A 24,292-nucleotide genomic window follows, 5' to 3' on the forward strand; every position below is an offset into this window, starting at 1 on the left:
TCTCCCAACCTTCGCGGACGGACGAAGCCTTCGCAGACAGTGGGACACTGTAGTTGCGCGAAAATGACCATCTTCCAAGACTGAAAATGTCCTTTAAAACCCTGGGTTGTCTTCAAGAATTCGTGAGAATTCGAGAATAGAGGATGGGAATAGCACGCATGGATAGGGTCGTTCGTCGCGGGTCGACTTGCCGGACGAGCCCACGCGTCGAGCTGTGGGACCCGCCCCGGATGGCCCGGCTACGCTTCAGGCTTCGCGGGCGTGCTTCGGACCGCGTGCTCCAGACCGCTTGCTGCAGACCGCGTGCCGCGGCCTCGGCCGCTCTCGGGCCGCACCCGTGCCGCGCGCGGCCCACAAAGCCTGACATCGACCGCCGGTCGTAGCCACTCGGGCCCGATCCGGCCGTCCGGCCCTGGCAAGAGCCGGAGGCCGATGCTCAAGTGGGGCGCGGCGGCCACCGCTGGCGAATCGCGGGCCGGCAGAGAGATCGGCGACCCGACGATGCGATCCAGCCCCCGTCCCCCCGCCTCCCTCCGCCAGACAGGCCGGCCCCGCCCGAACGCCGCCGCGGCCTGCCGTGAGCGGGACCAGCCCCGCGCGAGCGCGCCGACGCCCGCCGCAAGGACACGATGACCATGGCCCTGGAACGGAACGCCGCCCTGTCCAGCCCCGAGGCCCGGGGTGCCCGCACGGACCTTCTCGGCGCCGCGGCCGACCGGGTCGTGGCGCAGGGCAGCCCCGGCGGCTTCGTCACCGACCTGTTCGGGCGCGTGCCCCCCGAGGACCTCGCGCCCTACACGGCGCAGGATCTCGCCGAACTCGCTCTGGCGGCCCGGGGGCACCTCGCCGCACCCCGGCATCCGGGCGCAGCCGCCAACCTGTCCGTCAGTGACCGCGCCGTCCTGCGCGAGGGACGGATGCGCGACCTGACCATCGTCGAAGTCGTCAACGACAACCGGCCGTTCCTGCTCGATTCCGCCCTGGCCGAGCTGACGGAGCAGGGGTTGGCGCCCCACCTCGTCGCACACCCGATCCTCGGCGTCGAGCGCGACGACGCGGGCGCCCTGGTCCGGGTGGTGGGGGAGACCACCGCCGACACGCAGGCGGGGTTCGCGCGGGAGAGCTTCATCCACATCCATCTCGACCGGCTCGATGCCGGCGAGGCCCGCACCCGCCTTGTCGAGGGCCTGGCCCGCGTGTTCCACGACGTCGCCCTGGCCACCGACGACCAGGACGCCATGGCCAGCCGGCTGGCCGGCCTCGCGGCGGCCTACGCCGCCGCCCCGCCGCCCCTGCCGTCGGAGGAGGTCGCGGAGGCGCGCGCTTTCCTGGCCTGGCTCGGCGCGGGGCACTTCACAGTGCTGGGCCTGCGCGAGCACAGCCTCTCCGGGGCGGAGCATGCCCTGGTGGAGGGCTCGGGCCTGGGGTTGCTGCGCGATCCGGCGGTGGCGGTGCTCCGGCGCGGCGGCGCCCTCGTGGACATGACGCCGGAGATCCGCGCCTTCCTCGAGGGCCCGCAGGCCCTCATCATCACCAAGGCCAGCGTGAAGTCCCGGGTCCACCGGGCCGCCCATCTCGACTACATCGCCTGCAAGCTGTTCGGCGCGGACGGCCGCCTGACCGGCGAGGTCGGCATCGTCGGCCTGTTCAACGCGAGCGCCTACACCCTGCCGACGCGGGAGATCCCGTACCTGCGCGAGAAGGTGGCGCAGGTGGCCCTGCGCGCGGGCCTCGATCCCACGAGCCATGCGGGGCGCGGCCTCCTCGACGTGCTGGAGACCTACCCGCGCGACGACCTGTTCCAGATCGACGCCGACCGGCTCTACCGCTTCAGCCTCGCCATCGCCCACCTCGCCGACCGGCCGCGCCTGCGGGTGCTGTCGCGGCCCGACCGCTTCGGCCGCTTCGTCTCGCTCCTCGTCTACGTGCCGAAGGACCGCTACGATTCCACCGTGCGGGCGCGGATCGGCGCCTACCTCGCCAGCGAATACGGCGGCCGGATCTCGGCGGCCTACCCGTACTTCCCGGACGGGCCGCTCGCCCGCACCCATGTCATCATCGGCCTGCCCGAATCCGGCGCGCCCGAGCGCGATCCCGCCGCCCTGGAGGCCGGCATCGCCGCCCTGGTCCGAACCTGGGGCGACGAATTGCGGGCGGCCCTCGCCGAGACCCTGGACGGCTCGGAGGCCCGGATCCTGGCCGCCCGCTACGGCGAGGCCTTCTCGGCGGCCTATCGCGAGAGCTTCGCTCCCGCGGTCGCCATCGCCGACATCATGACCCTGGAGCGCCTCAGCCCCGAGCGGCCCCGGGCGGCCGATATCGGCCGGCGCGCCGCCGACCCGGAGGCGCAGATCCGCCTGAAGGTGTTTTCGCGGGGCGCCTCGCTCTCCCTGTCCGAGCGGGTGCCGGTGCTGGAGAACCTCGGCTTCCGGGTCGTCAACGAGCGGACCTACCGCATCCTGCCCCCCGGGGCCGACGAGGCCGGCTGGGTCTGGCTGCACGACATGCTGCTGGAGCGCGCCACCGGCGCGGCCATCGATCTCGGCCGTCTCGAGACCCTGCTGGAGGAGGCGCTCCTGGCGCTCGGCACGGGGCTCGCCGAATCCGACGGCTACAACCGCCTCGTGCTGGAGGCCGAGCTGCCTTGGCGCGACGTCGCCCTGCTGCGCGCCCTCGGCCGCTACCTGCGCCAGCTCCGCATCCGCTACGGCCAGGACTACCTCGCCGCCACCCTCAGCGCGCATCCGGGCGTCGCCCGTGCCCTGGTCGCGCTGTTCCGGGCCCGGTTCGACCCGGCCGCCCCCGGCGACCGCGAGGCGGCCCAGGCCGCCATCCGCGCCGGGATCGAGACGGACCTCGCCGCCGTGACCAGCCTCGACGAGGACCGCATCCTGCGCCGCTTCGTCAACCTGATCGAGGCGGCCCTGCGGACCAACTTCTTCCAGGTCGCCCCGGGCGGCGGACGCCGGGAGGCCATCGCCTTCAAGTTCGCCTGCGCCAAGGTCAGCGGCATGCCGCTGCCGCGCCCGTTCTTCGAGATCTTCGTCTATGCGCCCCGCGTCGAGGGCGTGCACCTGCGCTTCGGCTACGTCGCCCGCGGCGGCCTGCGCTGGTCCGACCGGCCGGAGGACTTCCGCACCGAGGTGCTCGGCCTGGTGAAGGCCCAGCAGGTGAAGAACGCCGTGATCGTGCCGGTGGGCGCCAAGGGCGGCTTCTTCCCCAAGCGCCTGCCGCCGGCCTCGGACCGGCAGGCCTGGATGGCCGAGGGCACCGAGAGCTACCGGATCTTCATCCGGACCCTGCTCGAACTCACCGACAACATCGTCGGCGACGCCATCGTGCCGCCGGCTGACACGGTGCGGCACGATCCCAACGACGCCTATCTCGTGGTGGCGGCCGACAAGGGCACCGCCACCTTCTCGGACATCGCCAACGCCCTCTCGGCCGAGCGCGGCCACTGGCTCGGCGACGCCTTCGCCTCGGGCGGCAGCCAGGGCTACGACCACAAGGGCATGGGCATCACCGCCCGCGGCGCCTGGGAGGCGGTGAAGCGCCACTTCCGCGAGATGGACATCGACACCCAGGCCGACCCGATCACGGTGGCGGGCGTGGGCGACATGTCCGGCGACGTCTTCGGCAACGGCATGCTGCTGTCGCGCGCCCTGCGCCTCGTGGCGGCCTTCGACCACCGCGACATCTTCCTCGACCCGAACCCCGACGCGGCCGCGAGCTTCGCCGAGCGCGGGCGCCTGTTCGATCTCGGCCGCTCCTCCTGGCGCGACTACGACGCCGGCCTGATCTCGCCCGGCGGCGGCCTCTACGCCCGCAGCCTGAAGACCATCCCGCTCTCGCCCGAGATCCAGGCGGTGCTCGGCCTCGCCCAGGACGCGGCGACGCCGGCGGAGCTGATGCAGGCGATCCTGAAGGCGCCGGTGGACCTGCTCTGGTTCGGCGGCATCGGCACCTACATCCGCGCCGCCGCGGAATCCGACGAGGAGGCCGGCGACCGCGCCAACGACGCGGTGCGCATCACCGGCGCGATGGTCCGGGCCAAGGTCATCGGCGAGGGCGCCAATCTCGGGGCGACCCAGCGCGGGCGCATCGAGGCGGCCCGCAACGGGGTCCGCCTCAACACCGACGCCATCGACAACTCCGCCGGGGTGAACACCTCCGACGTGGAGGTGAACATCAAGATCGCGCTGATGACCCCGGAGCGCGACGGGCGCCTCGACGGGCAAGCCCGCAACGCCCTCCTGGTGGCGATGACCGACGAGGTTGCCGCCCTGGTGCTGCGCAACAACCAGCTCCAGACCCTGGCGCTCTCCCTGGCCCAGTACCGGGGCCTGCCCGAGACGGGCTTCGCCATGCGGACGATGCAGGCCCTGGAGGCGGAGGGGCGCCTGGACCGCGGCGTCGAGCTGCTGCCGGACGATGCCGCCATCGCGGAGCGGATGCGCCGGGGGGAGGGGCTGACTCGGCCGGAATACGCGGTGCTCCTCGCCTACGCCAAGCTCGCCCTCTACGACGCGCTCCTGGCCAGCACGGCTCCGAACGACCCCTATTTCGACCGGGAGCTGCAGCGCTATTTCCCCGCCGCCTTGCGCCAGCAATTCCCCGACGCGGTGAACGGCCACCGCCTGCGCCGGGAGATCATCAGCACCGCGCTCTCCAACATCATCGTCAACCGCGGCGGGCCCTCCCTCGTCACCCGCCTCGTGGAAGAGACCGGCGCCGATGCGAGCGCCATCGCCAAGGCCTACGCCATCACCCGCGACGCCTACGGCCTGATGGAGCTGAACCTCGCCATCGACGGTCTGGCCGGCGCCATCGCCGGGCAGGCGCAGATCGCCCTCTACGCCGAGGTGCAGGACCTGCTCGTGGGCCGGATCGTCTGGTTCCTGCGCAACCTCGACCTCTCGGGCGGCGTCGCCCCCATCGTCGCCCGCTATCGCGAGGGCATCAGCGCCCTGCAGGCGGCCCTGCCGGAGGTGATGGGGGAGGCGGTGAACGGACAGCTGGCCGCGCGCGAGGCCGAACTCGTCGGCCTCGGCATGGCCGCGGCGCCGGCCCGCCGCCTCGCGGCGCTCACCGCCCTGACCTCGGCCCCCGACATCGTCCGGATCGCCGAGTCCGGCGGCGGCGCGATGCCCGACATCGCCGCGACCCACTTCGCCCTGGACCGGGCCCTCCGGCTCTCCGAACTCGCGGCGGCCGCCCGGGCGGTCGCCACCGGCGACACCTACGACCGCATCGCCCTGGAGCGGGCCGTCTCCACCATCGCCACCGCCCATCGCCGGCTCACCGCCGAGGTCGTCGGCACGGTGGGGGCCGGGCCCGAGGCGGTGACGGCCTGGAGCCGAAGCCGCGGCGCGGCCCTCGACCATGCCCGCGCCACCCTGGAGGCGGTGACGGCCTCGGGGCTCACGGTCTCCAAGGCGACGGTGGCGGCGAGCCTGCTGGCCGACCTGGCGCGTCCCAAGGGGGCGCCGGCCCAGGGCTGAGGGCCGGCCAAGGGCTGAGCGTCGGCGCGGGGGAGGGCGGCCCCTAGCGGGCGAGGACCCGGGCGGCGTCCTTGGTGGTCTCCACCGCGCGGGAGACCTGGCCGATCGACTGGCCGATCGCCTGGATGTTCTGCGAGATCGCCGCGACCGCGCTGGCGGCGTGCTGCATGTTGCCCGACATGTCCTGGGTGACGACGCTCTGCTCCTCCACCGCCGCCGCCGTGCTGATGGCGTAGTCGCGCATCTGCGTCACGGAAAGCTGGATGGTCTGGAGCGACTCGCCGACCTGCTTGGACACCGCCTGCACGTTGTCGATCTCGCCGGTGATCTGCTCGGTGGCGCGGGCCGCCTGGTTGGCGAGGTTCTTCACCTCCTGGGCCACCACCGCGAAGCCGCGGCCGGCCTCGCCGGCCCGGGCCGACTCGATCGTCGCGTTGAGCGCCAGCAGGTTGATCTGGCCGGCGATGGTCTGGATCAGCCCGACGATGCCGCTCATCGCGCCGGCGGCCTGGGTCAGCTTCTGGGTCGCCTCGGCGGCGGCGACGACCTGGCCCTGGGCCGCCTCGGTGGCGACCCGCGAATGGGCCATGCTCTGCGAGATCTCGGCGACGGAGGCGGCGAGTTCCTCGGAGGCCGCCGCCATGGTCTGGACGTTGCTGGAGGTGGTGCTCGCCGCCGCGTCGGCCTCCCGCGTCTGGCTGTTCGTGAGCAGCACCGCGCCGTCGATCTCGCCGAAGTTCTGGGCGATCAGCCGGCGCAGGTCGTTAAGGAGCGTCACCTGCGCGGTGATGTCGGTGGCGAACTTGACGATCTTGTAGGGGTGCCCGCTGGCATCGAGGATCGGGTTGTAGGAGGCCTCGATCCAGACCTCGCGCCCGCCCTTGGCGACGCGCTTGTACTGGGCGGCCTGGTAGGTGCCCTGGCGCAGCCGGTCCCAGAACTCCGCATAGGCTGCGCTGTCGCGCTCGCCGGGCTCCACGAACATCCGGTGATGCCGGCCGACGATCTCCGGCAGGGTGTAGCCGACGGCGGCGAGGAAGTTCGCGTTGGCGTCGAGGACGGTGCCGTCGAGGTTGAAGGAGATCACCGCCTGGGCCTTGTGCAGGGCGGCGAGCTGGCCCTGCACGTCGGCGTCCTGCCTCTTCTGCTGCGTGATGTCGGTGGCGAACTTGACCACCTTGTAGGGCTTGCCGGCCCCGTCGAGGATCGGGTTGTAGGAGGCCTCGATCCAGACCTCGCGCCCGCCCTTGGCGACGCGCTTGTACTGGGCGGCCTCGTACTCGCCCCGGCGCAGCTTGGCCCAGAACGCGGCGTAGGCGGCTGTGTCGCGCTGGGCGGGCTCGACGAAGAGGCTGTGATGCTGACCGCGGATCTCGGCCAGGTCGTAGCCGATGACGGCGAGGAAGTTCGGATTGGCACTGATCACCGTGCCGTCGAGATTGAACTCGATGATGCCCTGCGACTTGTCGAGGGCCGCAAGTTTCGCGTCCGTCTCGGCGGCCGACTTCTTCCTTAGACCCAGCATCGAACGCCCCAGAATCAGAACCCCGGACGGGTTCAGGTCACAGCATTCGATCGTCGCACCGGATGATCCTGCCTGCTGCGCAGAGAAACTGCGACACAAACATTAAAGATCGGAAAATCCGCGCAATCCGGCCGACGATTGGGCAACCATTCGCGCCCCGCACGAAGCAGGTTCTCCGCGCGAAACCTCGGGAAGGCGCGCTTCATCTTATGGAGCGCCCATCATTGCCGCACCGGAGCCGGCGACCACTTCGGAATCCTTGGGGCAGGCGCGCCCGGTGCTGCGTGCGTCCCGGGGGCGACAGGGCGCGCGGTTTGTCCCGCCGCCGCCGCGATAATGCGCCCCGGCCGCGGCAAGGCGTGTTGGAACTCGCGGGCGGTTGGTGTATGAGCCTGCCCCAAGTGCAGTTTCTGCGCCGATTCGAGGCCGTCTGACGGACGTCCCGCCCGGGTGAAATCCTGGGTCCGGGACGTTTTGCAGTTCGCGTCGCGGGGCTCCGGGAGGGTCTCAGGGTCGGCGCCGCCCAACAAACATCGTTTCAGAGGATTGAAACCGTTGCAGGTACTCGTTCGCGACAACAACGTCGACCAAGCCCTCCGCGTCCTGAAGAAGAAGATGCAGCGCGAGGGCATCTTCCGCGAGATGAAGCAGCGCAAGGCCTACGAGAAGCCTTCCGTCCGCAAGGCTCGTGAGAAGGCCGAGGCCGTGCGCCGCGCCCGCAAGCAGGCCCGCAAGACCGCGATCCGCGAGGGCCTGATCGCTGCGCCGAAGCCGAAGCCCCGTTTCGGTGCCGGTGCGCCGCGTCGTCCGGGCGGTTCGCCGTTTGCCCCGACCGCTCCGACCGTGCTGCCGCCCGCCGGCAACGCCTGAGTCCAGCCGCGCGGAATTTTCGCGCGGAATCCAGGCGGACGACGGCAGCGCAAAATCGCGACCATCGCCCGTCACCGCCTACGAAAACAGCCCGGTCGCTCAGCGGCCGGGCTGTTTCGCGTTGAGCGGGCGAGAACCGTCAGGCGGCCCGGGCCGCCACCGTCGCGTGCTCGGCCTGGACCAGCACGTCGAGGGCGCGCCAGGGCTTCTGCATGTAGACCGCCTGGGCCGGCAGGGCCTCGCCGCCGCGGGCGTCGCCGCCGGAGGTCAGGACGACGCGGACATCCGGCCAGCGCCGCTCGACGGCGCTCGCCAGGGCGATCCCGTCCATGCCGGCGCCCAGCCGGACGTCGGCGAAGAGCAGGGCGACGTTGCCGCCGGAGCGCTCCAGCACCGAGATCGCGGCCTCGGCCGTGTCGCAGGCGATGACGTCGAGGTCGCTTTCCTCCAGGACGGCGGTCGCGAGGTTGCGGACATCGGCATCGTCCTCGACCACGAGGGCGATCGGGCAGGGGGCGTGTGAGCGATCCATGAAGTCTCCTCAATCGGGCATCGGGCGTGGCGAACGCGGGGAATGGACGGGCGGGACGCGATACGCGGGCACAGGCCAGCCGTGTCCGGCCCGGCCTGATCCTTTCGTGGTACTGATTCTCTCGAAGTGATGCTGCGCCGCCACGGTACAGTGGGCAAGAGTTCGAATCGTTGTTCCGGCTATGCGGTTCCCGCATCGATGATCGGTTCCGGCGCCGCATTCCCGCCGGGCTCGCATGATGAGTGCCCCGCAGGCCGCCGCCCGCCGGACTCGCCCGGGTCCGAGACGGTGCGCCTCTTGCATGGCTGGCTCGGCGCGAGGCCGGGACCGCGGTGGATGTTAACCATGCGTTCACCACGTTAGGCTGACCGTCGGGGGCGTTGGGATCGAAGAGGTTGCACGAGGCGGACGCCGCCCTAGCGCGGCGACCGGGTCGGTCGTATCGTTGAGATCAGGGGGTGTTTGTCCGTCATGTGCCGCTTTCTCGCCTATTCCGGTGAGCCGGTCTTCCTGACCGACCTCGTCTGCGCACCGACGCACTCGCTGGTCCACCAGTCGCTCCATGCGGCCGAGGCGAAGACGGAAACCAACGGCGACGGCTTCGGCATCGGCTGGTACGGGGAGCGGGTCGATCCGGGCCTGTACCGCGACGTCTGCCCGGCCTGGTCGGACGAGAACCTGGTGAACCTGTGCCAGCAGGTGCGGGCGCGGATGTTCTTCGCCCATGTGCGGGCCTCCACCGGCACCGCCACCACCCGGGCGAACTGCCACCCCTTCGCCCATGGCCGCCACCTGTTCATGCACAACGGCCAGATCGGCGGCTATCACCGCATCAAGCGCCGGATCGAGGCGCTGATCCCCGACGCGCTCTACGACGACCGGCGCGGCACCACGGATTCCGAGGCGATCTTCCTCCTCGCCCTGGCCAACGGCCTCGCCGAGGACCCGATCGGCGCCATGGCCCGGACGCTGGCCATCGTGCGCGAGTTGATGCGGGCGGCCGAGGCCACTGAGCCCCTGCGCTTCACCGCCGTGGTCACGGACGGCGAGACCCTGACGGCCTATCGCTGGGCCTGCGACGGCTCGCCCCCGAGCCTCTACTACCGCCAGACCGAGACCGGCCTCGTCGTCGTCTCCGAGCCGATCGACGGCTGTCGCGACGGCTGGAAGGTCGTCCCCAAGGGCGGCACGCTCCAGGCCCGCCGCGGCGGCCCGGTGACCCTCACCGGCCCCGAAGCGGTGGCCGAGCGCATCGCCGCCTGAACGGCTCGTCGGACGCGCCGCCTCCGTGAGAGCGGCGGCCCCGAAACCGTCGGCGGCTCGGGATCGCACGCCGCCGGCGCGCCCCTCCGGGTCCGGAAACGCTTGCGGCGCCCCGGGATGACGGCTGGATGGCATCCGCGATCGGATCGCCCGGGAGACGGGAGGTCCGGTCGGCTCGGCGTGATGGCGGCACGCGGCCGTCGACCCAGCCATCCCCCGACGTGGGTTGCGGCCCGCGCCTGAAGGGCGGACAACCCGGCATCATGGCCATGCGGGAGCCGCCGATGACGTATCCGAACGTGACGCTGCACATCGCCGGGGCCTGGACCGACGGGTCCGGCTCGGAGACCCTGCCGGTGCTGAACCCGGCCACCGGCGAAACCCTCGGCACCCTGGCGGTGGCGACGCGCGACGACCTCGACCGGGCGCTGGCGGCGGCCGAGCGGGGCTTTGCCGCCTGGCGCAAGGTCTCGGCCTACGAGCGCGCCAAGGTGCTGCGCGGGGCCGCCGACCTCCTGCGGGCGCGGGTGGAGGACATCGCCCGCCTCATGACCCTCGAGCAGGGCAAGCCCCTCGCCGAGGCCCGAGTGGAGATCCTGGCAGGGGCCGACGTCACCGACTGGTTCGCGGAAGAGGGCCGCCGCGCCTACGGCCGGATCATCCCGGCCCGTGCCGACGGCGTCGTGCAGATGGTGCTGCGCGAGCCGGTCGGCCCCGTGGCGGCGTTCACGCCCTGGAACTTCCCGATCAACCAGGCGGTGCGCAAGGTGGCGGCCGCCCTCTGCGCCGGCTGCTCGGTGATCCTGAAAGGACCCGAGGACACCCCGGCGAGCTGCGCGGCCATGATCCGGGCCTTCCTCGATGCCGGCGTCCCGGGCGACGTGCTCTCCCTGGTGTACGGCGACCCGGCCGCGATCTCCGGCTACCTCATCCCGCACCCGGTAATCGCCAAGATGTCGTTCACGGGCTCGACCCCGGTGGGCAAGGAACTCGCCGCGCTGGCGGGCCGGCACATGAAGCGGGCGACGATGGAGCTCGGCGGCCACGCGCCCGCGATCGTGTTCGAGGATGCCGACGTCGACACCGCCGTGGCGGTGCTCGGCGCCAACAAGTTCCGCAATGCCGGCCAGGTCTGCGTCGCCCCGACCCGGATGCTGGTGCACGAGGCCGTCTACGACCGCTTTCGCGATGGCTTCGTGGCCTTCGCGGAGGGCCGCCGGGTCGGCGACGGGCTCGACCCCGAGACCACCATGGGACCGCTCATCCATGCCCGGCGCCTGGAGGCGATGGAGACCCTCTGCGCCGACGCGGTGGCGCAGGGCGCCGCGCTCCGCACCGGCGGAAAGCGCATCGGCAACCGCGGCAACTTCTTCGAGCCGACCGTGCTCTGCGACGTGCCGTTGACCGCCCGGATCATGAACGAGGAGCCCTTCGGCCCGGTGGCGCTGATCCAGCGCTTCTCCGACGACGCGGACGCCTATGCGGAGGCCAACCGGCTCCCCTATGGCCTGGCCGCCTACGCCTATACTCGCTCGGCCTCCCGCGCCGTCGAGGTCGCGACCCGGGTCCAGAGCGGCATGGTCGGCATCAACCATCACGGCCTTGCTTTCCCGGAGACGCCCTTCGGCGGCGTCAAGGATTCCGGCTACGGCAGCGAGGGCGGCTCGGAGGCCCTGGAGGCCTACCTGACCACGAAGTTCGTCAGCCAGGCGCGCGTCGGGGGGTAGGGGGCGTACGGCTCCGGGATCGCGGTTCGACCCTCCCCCCGCAGAGGGAGGAGGGTTGTCGCTGCCGCGGGCGCGCCGGCGAGGACAATCACCCCTCAATAATGGGGCGGCGGCGGCTCCGGGGCCCCCGAGCCCGGCCGGTTGGCGGCGGCCTCGACCTCTTCCACCAGCTTGGCCATCTGCCGGGTGAGGGCGTCGATCTGGCGCCACTGGGCCGTGATCGTGGTGTTGAGGTCGTCGATCACCACGTCCTGCTCGGTCAGGCGCATCTCGAGGGCGTCGATGCGGGCGGAGAGATCGGTCATCGCGGCGTCTCGGAGATCGGAGTCTCGGGGATCTTGAGCTTGGAGATCGGGGGCTTGGAGATCGCGGTCTTGGAGCTCGGGGTCTTGCAGACCGAAGACTTGGAGATCGGGGATTCGGACATCAGGGTTTCGGGCGCGTGGTCGGGCCGCTCGACCAGGGCCGGGCCGAGGGCGATCCGGCCGTCGAAGACGAAGCAGTCGCCCGTCCAGCGGTTCTCGGAGTCCGGCACCGTCTCCAGGTAGCGCAGGATGCCGCCTGCGAGGTGGCGCACGTCGGCGAAGCCCTTCGCGCGCATGTAGGCGCCCGCCTTCTCGCAGCGGATGCCGCCGGTGCAGAACATGGCCACGCGGGGATGCGCCGCCGGGTCGAGGCCGTCGACGTAGGCGCGGAAGTCGCTGAACCGGGTGATCCCCGGATCGACCGCACCGGGAAAGCTGCCGAGCGCCACCTCGAAGGCGTTGCGGGTGTCGATCAGCAGGAGGCCCGGCGTCTCCAGCAGCGCGTTCCAGGCCTCCGGCGCCACGGGCGTGCCGGCGCCGGTGGCCGCATCGGTGGCGCCGTCGTCGAAGGTGACGATCTCGCGCTTCACCCGGACCTTGAGCTGGCGGAACGGCGGCGCCTCGGCCTGCGAGCACTTGCAGTCGAGGTCGGCGAGCCGGCCGCCGAAGAGCGGGCCGGTGCGCAGCGCCACCAGGAAGGCTTCGATCGCCGGCGCCGGGCCCGCCACCGTGCCGTTCACGCCCTCCGGCGCCAGCAGCAGGGTGCCGGTGAGGCCGAGCTCCGCGCACAAGGCCTCGAGGGGGGCCTGCAGGGCGGCGACGTCCGGCAGGGCGACGAACTGGTACAGGGCGGCGACGGTCAGCGGCATCGGGGGCGATCGGCGGGCGAGGAACAGGGGGCAGGGGCAGGGTCTACGGCACAGGGCTCACGGGGCGGCGGGATCGACCCGGCGCAGCACGAAGGTGGTGCCGACCTCCGGGTCGCGGCGCCAGCGCCCGTCCCCGGCGGCCACCAGGTTCACCATGTGGCCGCGGCGGGCGTTCAGGGTCAGGTGCCCGTTGGCGAAGCGCCAGGAGACGGGGTCGAACACCGTCAGGCCGCCGTCGCGGCAATTGTCGAGGATGCGCACCGGCGCCGGCGCGGTGCCCGGCGTCAGCTCGATGCGGCAGACATCCTGCTCACGGTAGCGGTCGAGGGCGTAGGTACCGGGGGCCGGGCCCTCGCCGGCGGGCACGGCCGCGGGCGCCGCGGCGCTGCGCGCATCCGGGGCGGCGCTGCCGGCCCCGGCATCGCCCACCCCGGCGTAGCCGGCCCCGGGACTGGTGGGGACCGCGTCGGTCGGCGGCACCATCGCGACGATCTGGAGCGGCACCAGGCTGAAATGCTCGTCGGCCGCGGCGGCCACGAGGCTGCGGGCATCGACCCGGGTGCTGAACTGCAGCACCGGCCGGACGTCCTTGTCGACGAGGCGCAGGTTGCCGTCGGCGAAGAGCCAGCCGGCGATGTGGTTGAGGATCGGCAGGGCCCGGCGGCACCCGGCCGGGAAGGACAGCCGCCGCCCGGCGGGCCCGCTCGCGCCCGACAGGGTCAGGACGCAGCGCCGGGTGCTGCCGTCCCGCGACAGGTCCCAGGTGCCCGGCACCCCCGCGATGTCGCGGGGGAGGCTCGCGACGAACGGTTGCTCGGGTGCGGCGGCCGCCGGCGCGGGCGCCTCCTGCGGCCGGGCGGTCTCCTGCGCGGGGGCGGTCTCCTGCGCCGGGGCGCTGTCCTGGGCGAGGGCGCTCTCCCGGGCGAGGGCCGATGTCGCCAGCGCCAGGGCGACGACGGCGGTGTGGCGCGCGCGGATCATGCCCGGGCCGTCCAGGGCGTCTCCGGCACCGGCGTGAGGGGGCCGCGTCCGTCGAACCAGGCGACGAGGTTGTCCACCACGAGCCGGCCCATGGCGGCCCGGGTCTCGACCGAAGCCGAGCCCACATGCGGCAGGAGCACCACGTGGTCCATGGCCACGAGCGCGGGCGGCACGTGCGGCTCCCGGGCGAAGACGTCGAGGCCGGCCCCCAGGATAGTGCCGGCCTGGAGGGCCCGGATCAGCGCCGCCTCGTCGATGAGGCTGCCGCGCGCGACGTTGACGAGGAGGCCCTGCGGCCCCAGCGCCTCCAGCACCGCCGCGTCGACGATTCCGTTGGTCTCCGGCCCGCCCGGGGCCACCACCAGGAGCACGTCGGACGCCTCCGCGAGGCCGAGCAGGGTGGGGTGATAGGCGTAGGGCACGTCGGCCTGGGGCCGGCGGCCGTGATACGCGATGGCGACGCCGAACCCGTCCAGGCGCCGGGCGATGGCCCGGCCTATCCTCCCGAGGCCGAGGATGCCCACGGTGCGCCCGCGCAGGGTCGGGGTCAGCGGGTAGGTCCGCTGCGGCCAGTGCCCGGCGCGCAGGTGGCGGTCGGCCTGGGGGATCTGGCGCACGGTGGCCAGCAGCAGGCCGAGGGCGAGGTCGGCGACCTCGTCGGTGAGGACGTCCGGCGTGTTGGTGACGACCACGCCCTGCGCGGCCGCCGCCGCCGTGTCGATGGTGTCGTAGCCGACGCCGAAGCTCGCGACGATCTCGAGGCCGGGCAGGCGCGCCAGCAGGGCCCGGTCCACCGGCGCCTGCGCCCCCGTGGCGAGGCCGCGGATGCGCGGGCCGGTCTCGGCCAGGAAGGCTTGCGGATCGGGGACGGTGTCGAGCCGGTGCAGGGTGAAGCGCGCGGCGACGGCGTCCATGACGTCGGGATGCATCGCCTTGAGCATCAGGATGTCGATGGGCGGCATGGGGGTCTCGGTGACGATCGGGATCTGGCGGAAGCCTCGGGGCTCCGTGCCGACAGCTTTAGGCCGCGGCTCCGAACCGGTCCAGTGACCTTGACCAGTGACCTTGAGCGGCCCGCGCCCGGCCCCATGCGGGCGCCTCCGGGCTGCCATCCGCCCGGCGCAGTCGGGTCCCCACTTTCGCTGCGCGCCTTGGAACACTACTAAAGGGACACCGCACCCCGTTTCCCGACGAACAACCAGAACAGCCACGCCATGACAGCGCCGCGCACCCTCTACGACAAGATCTGGGACGACCACGTCGTCGATGTCGAGCCCGATGGCTCCACGCTCCTCTACATCGACCGCCACCTCGTCCACGAAGTCACCAGCCCCCAGGCCTTCGAGGGCCTGCGCGTGGCCGGGCGCCGGGTGCGCCACCCTGAGAAGACCCTCGCGGTGGTCGATCACAACGTGCAGACGTCCGACCGCCGCTTCGGCATCGAGGACCCGGAGAGCCGCATCCAGCTGGAGGCGCTGGCCGAGAACGTGCGCGACTTCGGCATCGAGTTCTACGACGCCCTCGACCGGCGCCAGGGCATCGTCCACGTGATCGGGCCGGAGCAGGGCTTCACCCTGCCGGGCCAAACCATCGTCTGCGGCGACAGCCACACCTCGACCCACGGCGCCTTCGGGGCGCTCGCCCACGGCATCGGCACCTCGGAGGTGGAGCACGTGCTCGCCACCCAGACGCTGCTGCAGAAGAAGGCCAAGAACATGCGCGTCAGCGTCGACGGCACCCTGCCGCCGGGCGTGACGGCCAAGGACATCATCCTGGCGATCATCGGCGAGATCGGCACCGCCGGGGGCACCGGCTACGTCATCGAGTATGCCGGCTCGGCGATCCGCGCCCTCTCGATGGAGGGCCGGATGACCATCTGCAACATGTCGATCGAGGGCGGCGCCCGCGCCGGCCTGGTGGCGCCGGACGCCATCACCTACGCCTATGTCGAGGGCCGGCCGAAGGCGCCCCGGGGCGAGGCCTTCGCCCGCGCCAAGGCCTACTGGGAGAGCCTCGTCACCGACGCGGGCGCCCATTTCGACCGCGAGGTGCGCCTGGACGCCGCCAACCTGCCGCCAATCGTCAGCTGGGGCACCAGCCCCGAGGACGTGGTCTCGATCTCCGGCGCCGTGCCCGACCCGTCGCGGATCGCGGACGAGAACAAGCGCCAGTCGAAGGAGAAGGCCCTGAGCTACATGGGCCTGACCCCCGGCACCAAGATCACCGACATCACCCTCGACCGGGTCTTCATCGGCTCCTGCACCAACGGCCGCATCGAGGACCTGCGGGCGGTGGCCCAGATGGTCGAGGGCCGGAAGGTCCACGCCAACGTCTCCGCCATGGTGGTGCCGGGCTCCGGCCTGGTGAAGCAGCAGGCGGAGGCCGAGGGGCTCGACCAGATCCTCAAGGCGGCCGGGTTCGACTGGCGCGAGCCGGGCTGCTCCATGTGCCTCGGCATGAACGCCGACCGCCTGAGCCCGAACGAGCGCTGCGCCTCGACCTCGAACCGCAACTTCGAGGGCCGCCAGGGCCATCGCGGCCGCACCCACCTCGTCTCCCCCGCCATGGCGGCGGCGGCGGCCGTGGCCGGGCGCTTCGTCGACATCCGCGAGTGGCGCCGCGAGGCCTGAGCCACAATCGACGGGCCGGCCGAAAAATCCGCTGCGATCCGGATTGACGGCCGGCCCCACCCCGCCTAAACGAAACCCCGTCGGCGCCGCGAAGCGGCCCCGGCGAGCCCAGGTGGCGGAATTGGTAGACGCGCTGGTTTCAGGTACCAGTCTTGCAAGAGGTGAAGGTTCGAGTCCTTTCCTGGGCACCATCAGATGGCTATGCCGCTGATCCGCGAAAAGAAATAGCAGAAGCAAAGGCTTATGGCCGCCCGTAGGTACACACGGGTGGTACACATGGTTCTCCCAATGAGCCGGCCTTGGAAGCATCCAAAAACAGGCACATATTATCTTCGCAAACGAGTGCCTGCGGATTTGCTCCATGCTGCGGGTACAGGGGTGGTAAAGGTTACCCTTCGTACCAAAGACCCAGCGATAGCGAAATCGCGTCACATCACAGCATTGCAAGACCTTGAAACCCGCTGGGCCAACATGCGGCTTGGCGTCCGGCATCTGACCGAACGCGAAGCGCACGTCATTGCAAATCGCGCCTATGAAGCCTGGGTGCGAATGCACCGAGATGAACCGAGCATTCAAGGCTTTTGGCGGTCAGAGATTTTCGACAAACTGTCAGTCGCATCACGACCGCTGCTATGGCTGGAACCCCAACACATTTCACCACAGAAGGCAGACGGCTTTTACAGAGCTGAGCAGCCGACCGCGGGCGCGTGAATGTCGCCCCTCGCGGTGCTGAGGCCTGCGAGAAGGCGTAGGCGGCTGACTGGCGCTCCTCGCGGAACTGAACAGGAGTCTGCATAGACTGAGGGTAAGCGGCTGACCCGGCAGGTCCCCACGCATCTCAGGCGTGAGATCGTTGATGAGGCGTAGGGCAGAGTACTCGCTCGGTCGAGTGTACCCCCCGAGCGGACCGCATTACCCGATGAATAGTGGAAAACGCCGCGCTGCTTCCGTCCGGAGACAAACGGGATTGATCTTTCCGTGGTTTCAGGCCTTAGACAGATAACATATCTGTACAAGGAGAACCAAAGATGGATGACGCTACGTCTCATGGGCCTACTGACTACATCGAGCTAACCGCCGACATCGTGTCGGCCTACGTCTCGAACAACTCGATCCCAGCGAGCGAACTGGCCAACCTGCTCGCCTCCGTGCACACAGCAGTAAGCGGACTCGCCGCAGGTGGCACTAACAAGGCTGCAGAAGACGCCGTTGAGAAGCCGACACCGGCTCAGATCAAGAAGTCGATCACACCGGACGCGCTCATCAGCTTCGAGGACGGCAAGCCTTACAAGACGCTGCGCCGGCATCTGACGCTTCGCGGCCTTACCCCCGAGGCATATCGAGCGAAGCACGGTCTTTCCGCCGACTACCCGATGACCGCTGCTAGCTACTCTGCACAACGGTCGGAGCTTGCTCGTAGCCTGGGCCTTGGGCAGCAGCGGAAGGGTCAGACCAACGCTGCAGCTAAGGCCACAGCGGTGGAGGAGACGGTTTCCGAAGCTGCTGAGACGAAGCCGAAGCGCGCTGCGCGTCCGCGCAAGGCGGCTGCAAGTAAGTAGAGTAATAACGGAGGGCGGCCATAGCGCCGCCTTTCTTTAATGGCCTTGCAGAGTTGGTAGTAACGGCTAGCGAGCTAAGCGCCGAAAGCTATATTAGGGCCCTGCTCTTCAAGCAGGAATGGCACAGCCCGTTTGCTTCCGCGCGCAGGCCGCACATTCCTTCCTCTAGTAATTCTGAGGGGCTGCAAGTTGGACCCATGCTCATGTATTGGATGACCCCTTCCGTTCGAGAAACATGACTCGCCTACGGCGGGCTTTGGCCGGAAGCATGACGACCGCTCTGGGCGAAATATTGCCAGCCGGCTTTCGGATAGCCGTCTGGGATTTGCAGACATTCATCGCAGGCTGTGAAACTTGAGGCTGGAATTTCGCTTCGGCGGTGGTTGGACTGGATGCCCAATGCCTTTCGGAGGCTCGCTGTTCGAACACTCTGCGCTTCAATGAGACTAATATTCGCGTAGACGTGGCCAATAAAACTGCTGGTTGTCAAATCAGAAAATCTTTTTTACGAAAAACTAACTCACGAACTTCAGGAATTTTCATGATCCTCCGGACATAACTTCGGTGATGAGGGTTGGACCATGACGATTACGCAACTGGCTGACAGGTTTTTGTTGCGGCGCCAAATTAGCCTGTTGGCTGGTGCGATAGCTCTCGCCGTGATCGGGGTAACGGCAGCGGGGTCCGCTCTTCTGGCGAGCAGGCAAGCGACGGAGATGGCCCAGAGCAACCTTCTACAGGTGGCGCGCTCAGTGGCTGATCGGCTCGATCAAGATATGGCCGAACGGTTACGCGAAATTCGCAATGTCGCAGCTCTCGAGGCGCTGCAGCCGCATTGGCTCGAGAATACCGGCAGCCTCCGCAAGGTCCTCGACCGTATGCAGGGAACACTCCCGGATTACGCCTGGATTGGGTTCGCGGATCGCGATGGGCGCGTGCGGGCCTCCACGAGTGGCGTTCTCGAAGGAGCGAATGTCGGACAACGACCCTGGTTTCAGAACGGCATCAAACACGCGGCTGTCGAGGACGTGCATGCGGCGTCCATGCTGCAATCATTGCTCAAGCCGCATGCGGATGGAACCCCCTTCCGGTTCGTGGATCTGGCTGCACCGGTCAGGGATGCGTCCGGTCAGATCATCGGCGTTCTCGGCGTTCACCTCAGCTGGCGCTGGGCCGATGTCGTCCGGCGTGAGGTGCTGTCGTCCCGAAGAGCAGACCTGAAGGAGGACATCATCGTCCTTGATCGAGCAGGTCGTGTTCTCCTTGGGCCGGACCTCGGCGCAAGTCCCTTCACACCTGCGGATATCGCTGCCGGATCCTTCTCCGCCCGTCGCCCGGAGGGAGATCGGATCGCAACCGCTTCGCCGACCCGCGGCCGCGGTGACTATGTTGGCCTCGGCTGGATCGTTGTCGCCCTGCAGCCAACCGATACAGCGCTCGCTGGTGCCGCGCATCTGACCGGTCTGATCATCCTACTTGGCCTCGTAGCGGCCGTCGTCGGCATGTTTGGAATCCGGGCGGCCGCCGCGCGACTGAGCCAGCCTCTGTCGCAACTGACAGAAGCTGTCGACCGCGTGGGTCGTGAACCGAATGCGCGGATGACCGACCGCGTGCATGGCTCGCCCGAGGTTCTGCAACTGTCGGCTTCTGTCCGGTCTCTGCTCCGGCGCATCGGCACCGCCGAGGCGGATGCCCGTCACATCGAGGCTGAGGCATCGAGCGCGGTGCACGTGGCTGAAGACCGCGTGAGACGCCTCGGAGCTGATCTCCATGCCATGCAAGTGCTGGCCGACACGGACGCCCTTACAGGCCTCCTGAACCGGCGTGCGTTCATGCCCTTGGCCAAGGACGCCATGAGCTACTTCAAGCGCTACCGCCGGGCGATCTGCGTCCTGATGATCGACATCGATCACTTCAAGCGCGTCAACGATCTTCATGGCCACGCCGCAGGCGACGAAGTCATCCGCCAAGTTGGCCGGATCATCAGCGAAGCGATCCGGACGACGGATAAGGTTGCCCGGTTCGGCGGCGAGGAATTCGTGGTTCTGCTTCGTGAAACCGACCTGCAGGGCGCAGCGATCTTCGCCGACCGCATCCGCCAGACGGTCGCTGACACCGTGTTCGAGCCGGACGGGGCTTGCCTCAAAGCGACGATCAGCATCGGCATGGCCGAGGCAGAGAAATCCGACGAGGACGTTGACCGGACCATCGAGCGGGCCGACCGCGCGCTGTACGCGGCAAAATCTAGCGGCCGCAATTGCGTCCGCCCGTTCGAAGCAACGGCCCTCTCCGTCCTACAGGCGGCCTAGCGACAGGTCCGGGCCGGCATTCTGGGCCGGTCCGCTGGCTTGGCAAGGCTGCGCCTCAGCAAGGGCGGGCGAACGCGCGAAGATGGAGCGGCGCGCCGCCGGGGCGAACCTGACCGATGCTGCCGAACACCGGAGCGGTAACCAGAGGGACCGCCGGTGACACTCAAGGACAGCGCTGCCCGCTTTTCCGATCCTTAACCGCCTTCACGTCGCGGGACCCCTGCCCATGACGGACCCGAAGCTGCGTCGCATCGGCTGCAGGCGAGCGCAATCCTAGCGCAGCCCCAAGGCCTTCGACGTATCCGCGCTTGCGGCGACGCCACCACATTTCGGTAAGACGCAGAATTTAAGCAGGACGTTGCCCGAGACGTTGGCGAGCGTGATCGCGCCCGGTTGCTGTTTCAGTCCCGGCTTGGCCATACCGGGATCCTGGAGGGACCAGTGCGGGGGCACTTCGACCGTCAGATCGTGCATAGGCCGTTTCGACTCGATCCGAACCGTCACGGTTTCTCCGTCGCGGAAGGCATCGAGGTTGACGCCTTCCCGGGCGGACCACCACGAGCCGAACTCTTCCACGCTCCCGAACCAGGCCACGCTTTGCAGTGCCTTCGTGAATCCGCGGACGAACTCGAGCTTATGCCCCAAGATGTTGGGGTGGACCAGGATCGGATAGATGCCTCCATCGCGGGCGATCTTGCGCGCCACGTCTAGTGACTGCTTCAGACGCAGGCCCATCAGGGGGGCCCTTTCATCCTCTACCGTGAGCGGAAATTCGAAGATCCCAGTCTCGGAATCGGCACCACGGCTATAGGTGAGACGGACCGGCAGGTGCGAGAGCGCGTTGCCCGCTGTGACCGATGAACTGTACCGAAACCCGGTCGCCTCCAGCGCCTGAGGCAGGGTTGACGGATTCGAGAGGTGTCCAGGCCGGAAGCTCGTCACAGTCGCCGGAGGGGCGAGGGATTCGATGAGAAACTTGCTCACCCGCAATTCACCGAGAACGCTGCCGCCGCGCGCCTCGTTCCGACTGACCACCACCGGCTGGTAAGCCGGATACTGCTCGTTGCCGCTGCCGAGTGGAAAGTCGCGAAAGACGTTCGAATGCGCGACGGTGTGGCTGCCAAGCTCCATGCCGAGAGCGGTCAGGCGCCGGAGATGAGCGGCCGAGTCGTCGCTCAGGATGATCTCATCGTTGTAATCGCGCAGGTACTTGGTCTGGATGAAGAACGTGCCCCGGACGCCGAACTCGCGCAGCGCTTCGGCGTAGATCACCGCGTTGGGCAGCGAACGGGTGAAGTCGACGTCGAAGGTCATCATTACGGCGAGGGCCTTGCCGTCCGGCACCCGCCCGAGGCTCACGGCCAGGGGCTCGCCCTCCCGCCAGACCTGCCGGACAAACCGCAGCACGAGGTCGTTCTGCGGCGAGTACGCGTTGACGTAGTCGCGCTCGATCTCGGTGCCCCGCGCATTCTGTCCGATGAGAAGCAGGAAGCCCGGATCGAAGCCGAGCGCGTAGGCGCTCCCGCCGCCGGGAAAACGGCGACGGGTGATGGCCGCTGCGCCGTCATCGAAGGAGGCGACCGCATCCGACGCTTGGCTGTAACCGTGCGTGCCGAGCTGCGCCTCGGAGCTGCGGGCCGCGTCACCGAAGCGGACGGTCTTCTCCTCGGGCTCGTTGAAGCCGAGCCAAGTCTGAGTCCCGGGCGAGAAGGTCATCGCGAAGCGCTTGCGTGACGGGAGCACGTCCCCGAAGCCAAAAACCTCCTTGAGGCCGCCACCTAGGACGTTGGACGCTATCAAGGTCCCGCCCGCCTTCGGATAGGCGGCCAGGGTCCTGAGTTCATCGGGCTTAAGCACCAAGCCGGACACGTGGGGATAGACGAGCACCACCTTGTGGCGCACGGCTTCCGAGACGTCGCGCGTCACCGTGAAGGGGACGCCGAGGCTCTTCAAGCCGTGGACCAGACCGAGCCAGGCCGATGCCTCGTCGGTCAGCAAGATGGCGAGGCGCGCAGTGTCGCCATCCCGATAGGTCCGCCAATCGGCAGGGGTCGGCGGTTTCACCATCGTCGTTCCGGACGGCCCAGATAGACCGGAGAAGATGAAGATCCGCGATCGGTAGTGCAGGACGCCAAGCGCAACGGGGGCGAGGAAGACGAGAATGAGAATTCCCATTCCGATTTTGCGCCAGAGGCCGCCCTGCCGGTTCGAATCTTGGTCGCTCATGTCCCGCCATCATGTCCCGAGGCACAGACGCTAGGAGGATCGGATCAACGAGGGGTTAAGCATGACTTCTGAACTGTCGAACGTATCCCGCCGGCTCCCTGAGGCGTTTCCGTCGCGAAGCGACAGGTCAGACGAATTCGCCTGCACGCCTTAAGCCTGAGCCAAGGTCCCGACCGTCATTTTACGAACTCGGGCGAGGCTTCGATGCGGATGGTAACGTTGAAACGTGAACGAGCGCGGCGCGCGGCGCGATGGGCCGCATTGTTGACCCTCTCGATACGGTCGCTGTGGGGAGGCGTCGCCATGGGCCAGGACACCGATCCGGTCGGGCCGCTCCACCGCGCAGTCCTCTGTCGCGACCCGAATGGACGGTGGACGATCGCGCCCGCCCGGCCCGGGGCCAGGCCGGATCTAGGATGTCAGAGCCTCGACCTGCCGATCCCAGCGAGCCGCGTGCGCTGGGTCGGAGCCCTGACCCGAATGGACCCGCCGGGATCGGATCGCCTCGTTCTCTCCGGGACCGGACGTGAGGCCGGATTTCAGCCGTCCGATGCCAGTTTTGCCGCGCCGCCGGGACCGCCGCCGCGCCCGAGCGCCCTTCCGCTCGACCAGGGCTTGATCCCGATGCTGTCCGTGCGACCCTTCGGTGTCGAGGAACGAGCCACGCTGAGCCGCACGGACGATGCAATTACCCTGCATTGTAGGGCCGGCGACAGGCCAGCTGGACTGGTCCTCGACCCCGGTCGAACCCGCTTTCCGGACGAAGCCCGGCTCGCCCTGCGCTGGCAGGTCAGGGGTAACCCGGGTTTCTCGGCAGCTCATGCGGGTCCGCAGACCGATGGTGAGCTCGTTCCGCTCCCCGCAGAAGGGACCCTCGACCAGCCCCCATCAACGCAAGGGGCGGCGCGAGAAGCACCGCGTTTTGTTCTGAGTTGCCCGGCCCATGCCGCCTCGCTGACCATCCACGATCTACGGCTCGCGCCGCTGCCCGCTGCTGGACAGAAGGCGCGATCGGTCTGGGCGTGGCGGCCGAACCGCTGGCGTGAAGCACCGGAGCGCCTCATCACCGAGGCGCGCGCTCTGGGGGCGGATCGCCTGTTCGTCAGCGTCGCAATCGAGGACGGCGCCATCGCGGACGAAGCGCGCTTTTCGGATTTCATCGGGCTCGCGCGGGCCGCCGGCATTAGCGTCGCGGTGGTGGAGGGCGATCCGGACATGGCCCTGCCGGAGGGCCGCGCCATCGCGCTCCGGCGGCTCGGGACGCTCGCGGACTACCAGCGGCGCAGCGCCGGTGACCGCCGGCTGGCCGGGGTTCAATACGACATCGAGCCCTACCTGCTGCCCGGGTTTCAGGACGACCCCGAGCGCATCCTGCGCGGCTGGGCCGCGACCTTGGACGGCCTGTCGGCCGCCGCCCCGCCCCTTTCCCTCGATCTCGTCCTCCCCTTCTGGTTGCCGCTGCATGGCTCGGCCGGTCTCGTCCTGCCGACGATCGCCCGCGTTTCGGAGCGGGTCACCGTGATGGCGTATCGCACCACGTCGACCGAGATCCTGGCGGCCGCCGAACCGATGCTGGCGTGGAGCAGTGCCGTCATGCGGCCTCTCCACGTCGCGGTGGAGGCGGGGCCGGTGGGCGACGAGACCACGCGGACGTATCGCCGCTCCCCGACCGGCGACCTCTTGCTCCTGCCGTGGGCCGGCCGCGGAGCGCTGGCGCTCCTGCTGCAGGAACCCGTGACTCTGCGCCCGGCGGACAGGCTCTACATGCAGGAGCGAGAAAGTGTTGTTCCGGGCTCACAGGTAAGTTTTCTCGGAGACCGGGAGCGTCTCAACGAAGCGCTGGCGCAGCTGTCACGCAGCTGTGAGGCATGGCCGAGCTTTTCGGGAACCGCATTGCACGGACTCATCGACTGACGCTTGCGAGATCTTCGACATCACGCACGGCTTCGATCTCTTCACCAGGGATTAACCAAGGTCGAACCAACATAAGACAGT

Annotated in this window: 16 protein-coding genes and 1 tRNA gene; 10 read left to right on the plus strand and 7 right to left on the minus strand. The window is 69.3% G+C overall.

The window, feature by feature from the left end; genetic code table 11:
- Positions 1-635 precede the first annotated feature (635 nt).
- Positions 636-5,501 (plus strand): NAD-glutamate dehydrogenase, encoded by a 4,866-nt coding sequence (locus tag AC0IY1_RS11765; protein ID WP_471769701.1) that lies wholly within the window; start codon positions 636-638, stop codon positions 5,499-5,501.
- A gap of 43 nt (positions 5,502-5,544) precedes the next feature.
- Here AC0IY1_RS11765 and AC0IY1_RS11770 read toward each other — a convergent pair whose 3' ends face one another.
- Complete coding sequence (locus tag AC0IY1_RS11770) at positions 5,545-7,026, minus strand: methyl-accepting chemotaxis protein (protein WP_471769703.1); 1,482 nt, start codon at positions 7,024-7,026, stop codon at positions 5,545-5,547.
- A 555-nt stretch (positions 7,027-7,581) separates the two neighbouring features.
- On the opposite strand from AC0IY1_RS11770, the gene rpsU reads away from it, so the two are divergent.
- Positions 7,582-7,896: a 30S ribosomal protein S21 gene (rpsU, locus tag AC0IY1_RS11775; RefSeq protein WP_055957071.1), complete on the plus strand. Its 315-nt coding sequence runs from the start codon at positions 7,582-7,584 to the stop codon at positions 7,894-7,896.
- A gap of 139 nt (positions 7,897-8,035) precedes the next feature.
- On the opposite strand, the gene AC0IY1_RS11780 is transcribed toward rpsU, so the two are convergent.
- The gene (locus tag AC0IY1_RS11780) at positions 8,036-8,428 is read right to left on the minus strand and encodes a response regulator (RefSeq protein WP_055957069.1); all 393 of its coding nucleotides are present in this window, start codon (positions 8,426-8,428) and stop codon (positions 8,036-8,038) included.
- A gap of 471 nt (positions 8,429-8,899) precedes the next feature.
- On the opposite strand from AC0IY1_RS11780, the gene AC0IY1_RS11785 reads away from it, so the two are divergent.
- A complete protein-coding gene (locus AC0IY1_RS11785; protein ID WP_471769705.1) occupies positions 8,900-9,691 on the plus strand; it encodes a class II glutamine amidotransferase in 792 nt (263 codons plus the stop codon).
- Between the two features lie 284 nt (positions 9,692-9,975).
- Positions 9,976-11,418, plus strand: coding sequence for an NAD-dependent succinate-semialdehyde dehydrogenase (locus AC0IY1_RS11790; protein WP_471769707.1), 1,443 nt, complete (start codon positions 9,976-9,978; stop codon positions 11,416-11,418).
- A gap of 95 nt (positions 11,419-11,513) precedes the next feature.
- On the opposite strand, the gene AC0IY1_RS11795 is transcribed toward AC0IY1_RS11790, so the two are convergent.
- The 4 genes from AC0IY1_RS11795 to AC0IY1_RS11810 are packed head-to-tail and all read right to left on the minus strand — an operon-like array spanning position 11,514 to position 14,535.
- Entirely contained in the window at positions 11,514-11,723 is a 210-nt protein-coding gene (locus tag AC0IY1_RS11795; RefSeq protein ID WP_055957066.1) for a SlyX family protein, read from the minus strand.
- Complete coding sequence (gene trhO, locus AC0IY1_RS11800; RefSeq protein ID WP_471769709.1) at positions 11,720-12,592, minus strand: oxygen-dependent tRNA uridine(34) hydroxylase TrhO; 873 nt, start codon at positions 12,590-12,592, stop codon at positions 11,720-11,722. The genes AC0IY1_RS11795 and trhO overlap by 4 nt, the downstream gene beginning before the upstream one ends.
- A gap of 57 nt (positions 12,593-12,649) precedes the next feature.
- Positions 12,650-13,573 carry an AprI/Inh family metalloprotease inhibitor gene (locus tag AC0IY1_RS11805; protein WP_471769711.1) on the minus strand — a complete coding sequence of 308 codons (924 nt, stop codon included), beginning with the start codon at positions 13,571-13,573 and terminating at the stop codon, positions 12,650-12,652.
- Positions 13,570-14,535, minus strand: a complete 966-nt coding sequence (locus tag AC0IY1_RS11810) for a 2-hydroxyacid dehydrogenase (RefSeq protein WP_103711765.1) — start codon at positions 14,533-14,535, stop codon at positions 13,570-13,572. Before AC0IY1_RS11810 ends, AC0IY1_RS11805 begins: the two co-directional genes overlap by 4 nt.
- Before the next feature lie 252 nt (positions 14,536-14,787).
- On the opposite strand from AC0IY1_RS11810, the gene leuC reads away from it, so the two are divergent.
- The 5 genes from leuC to AC0IY1_RS11835 all read left to right on the plus strand — a co-directional run bounded on the left by leuC (position 14,788) and on the right by AC0IY1_RS11835 (position 20,071).
- Complete coding sequence (gene leuC / locus AC0IY1_RS11815) at positions 14,788-16,203, plus strand: 3-isopropylmalate dehydratase large subunit (RefSeq protein WP_471769712.1); 1,416 nt, start codon at positions 14,788-14,790, stop codon at positions 16,201-16,203.
- 106 nt (positions 16,204-16,309) lie between these two features.
- Positions 16,310-16,394, plus strand: a tRNA-Leu gene (locus AC0IY1_RS11820).
- 97 nt (positions 16,395-16,491) lie between these two features.
- On the plus strand, positions 16,492-16,914 hold the full coding sequence (locus AC0IY1_RS11825; protein WP_471769749.1) for a DUF6538 domain-containing protein: 423 nt from the start codon (positions 16,492-16,494) through the stop codon (positions 16,912-16,914).
- 317 nt (positions 16,915-17,231) lie between these two features.
- The gene (locus tag AC0IY1_RS11830) at positions 17,232-17,762 is read left to right on the plus strand and encodes a Ros/MucR family transcriptional regulator (protein ID WP_471769714.1); all 531 of its coding nucleotides are present in this window, start codon (positions 17,232-17,234) and stop codon (positions 17,760-17,762) included.
- A 581-nt stretch (positions 17,763-18,343) separates the two neighbouring features.
- Entirely contained in the window at positions 18,344-20,071 is a 1,728-nt protein-coding gene (locus tag AC0IY1_RS11835; RefSeq protein ID WP_471769716.1) for a diguanylate cyclase, read from the plus strand.
- Between the two features lie 273 nt (positions 20,072-20,344).
- Here the strand turns inward: AC0IY1_RS11835 and AC0IY1_RS11840 are convergent, their stop codons facing one another.
- A complete protein-coding gene (locus tag AC0IY1_RS11840) occupies positions 20,345-22,297 on the minus strand; it encodes a polysaccharide deacetylase family protein (protein ID WP_471769718.1) in 1,953 nt (650 codons plus the stop codon).
- Between the two features lie 480 nt (positions 22,298-22,777).
- On the opposite strand from AC0IY1_RS11840, the gene AC0IY1_RS11845 reads away from it, so the two are divergent.
- The gene (locus AC0IY1_RS11845; protein ID WP_471769720.1) at positions 22,778-24,211 is read left to right on the plus strand and encodes a hypothetical protein; all 1,434 of its coding nucleotides are present in this window, start codon (positions 22,778-22,780) and stop codon (positions 24,209-24,211) included.
- Positions 24,212-24,292 lie beyond the last annotated feature (81 nt).

This window comes from Methylobacterium sp. AC690 (assembly GCF_979256535.1).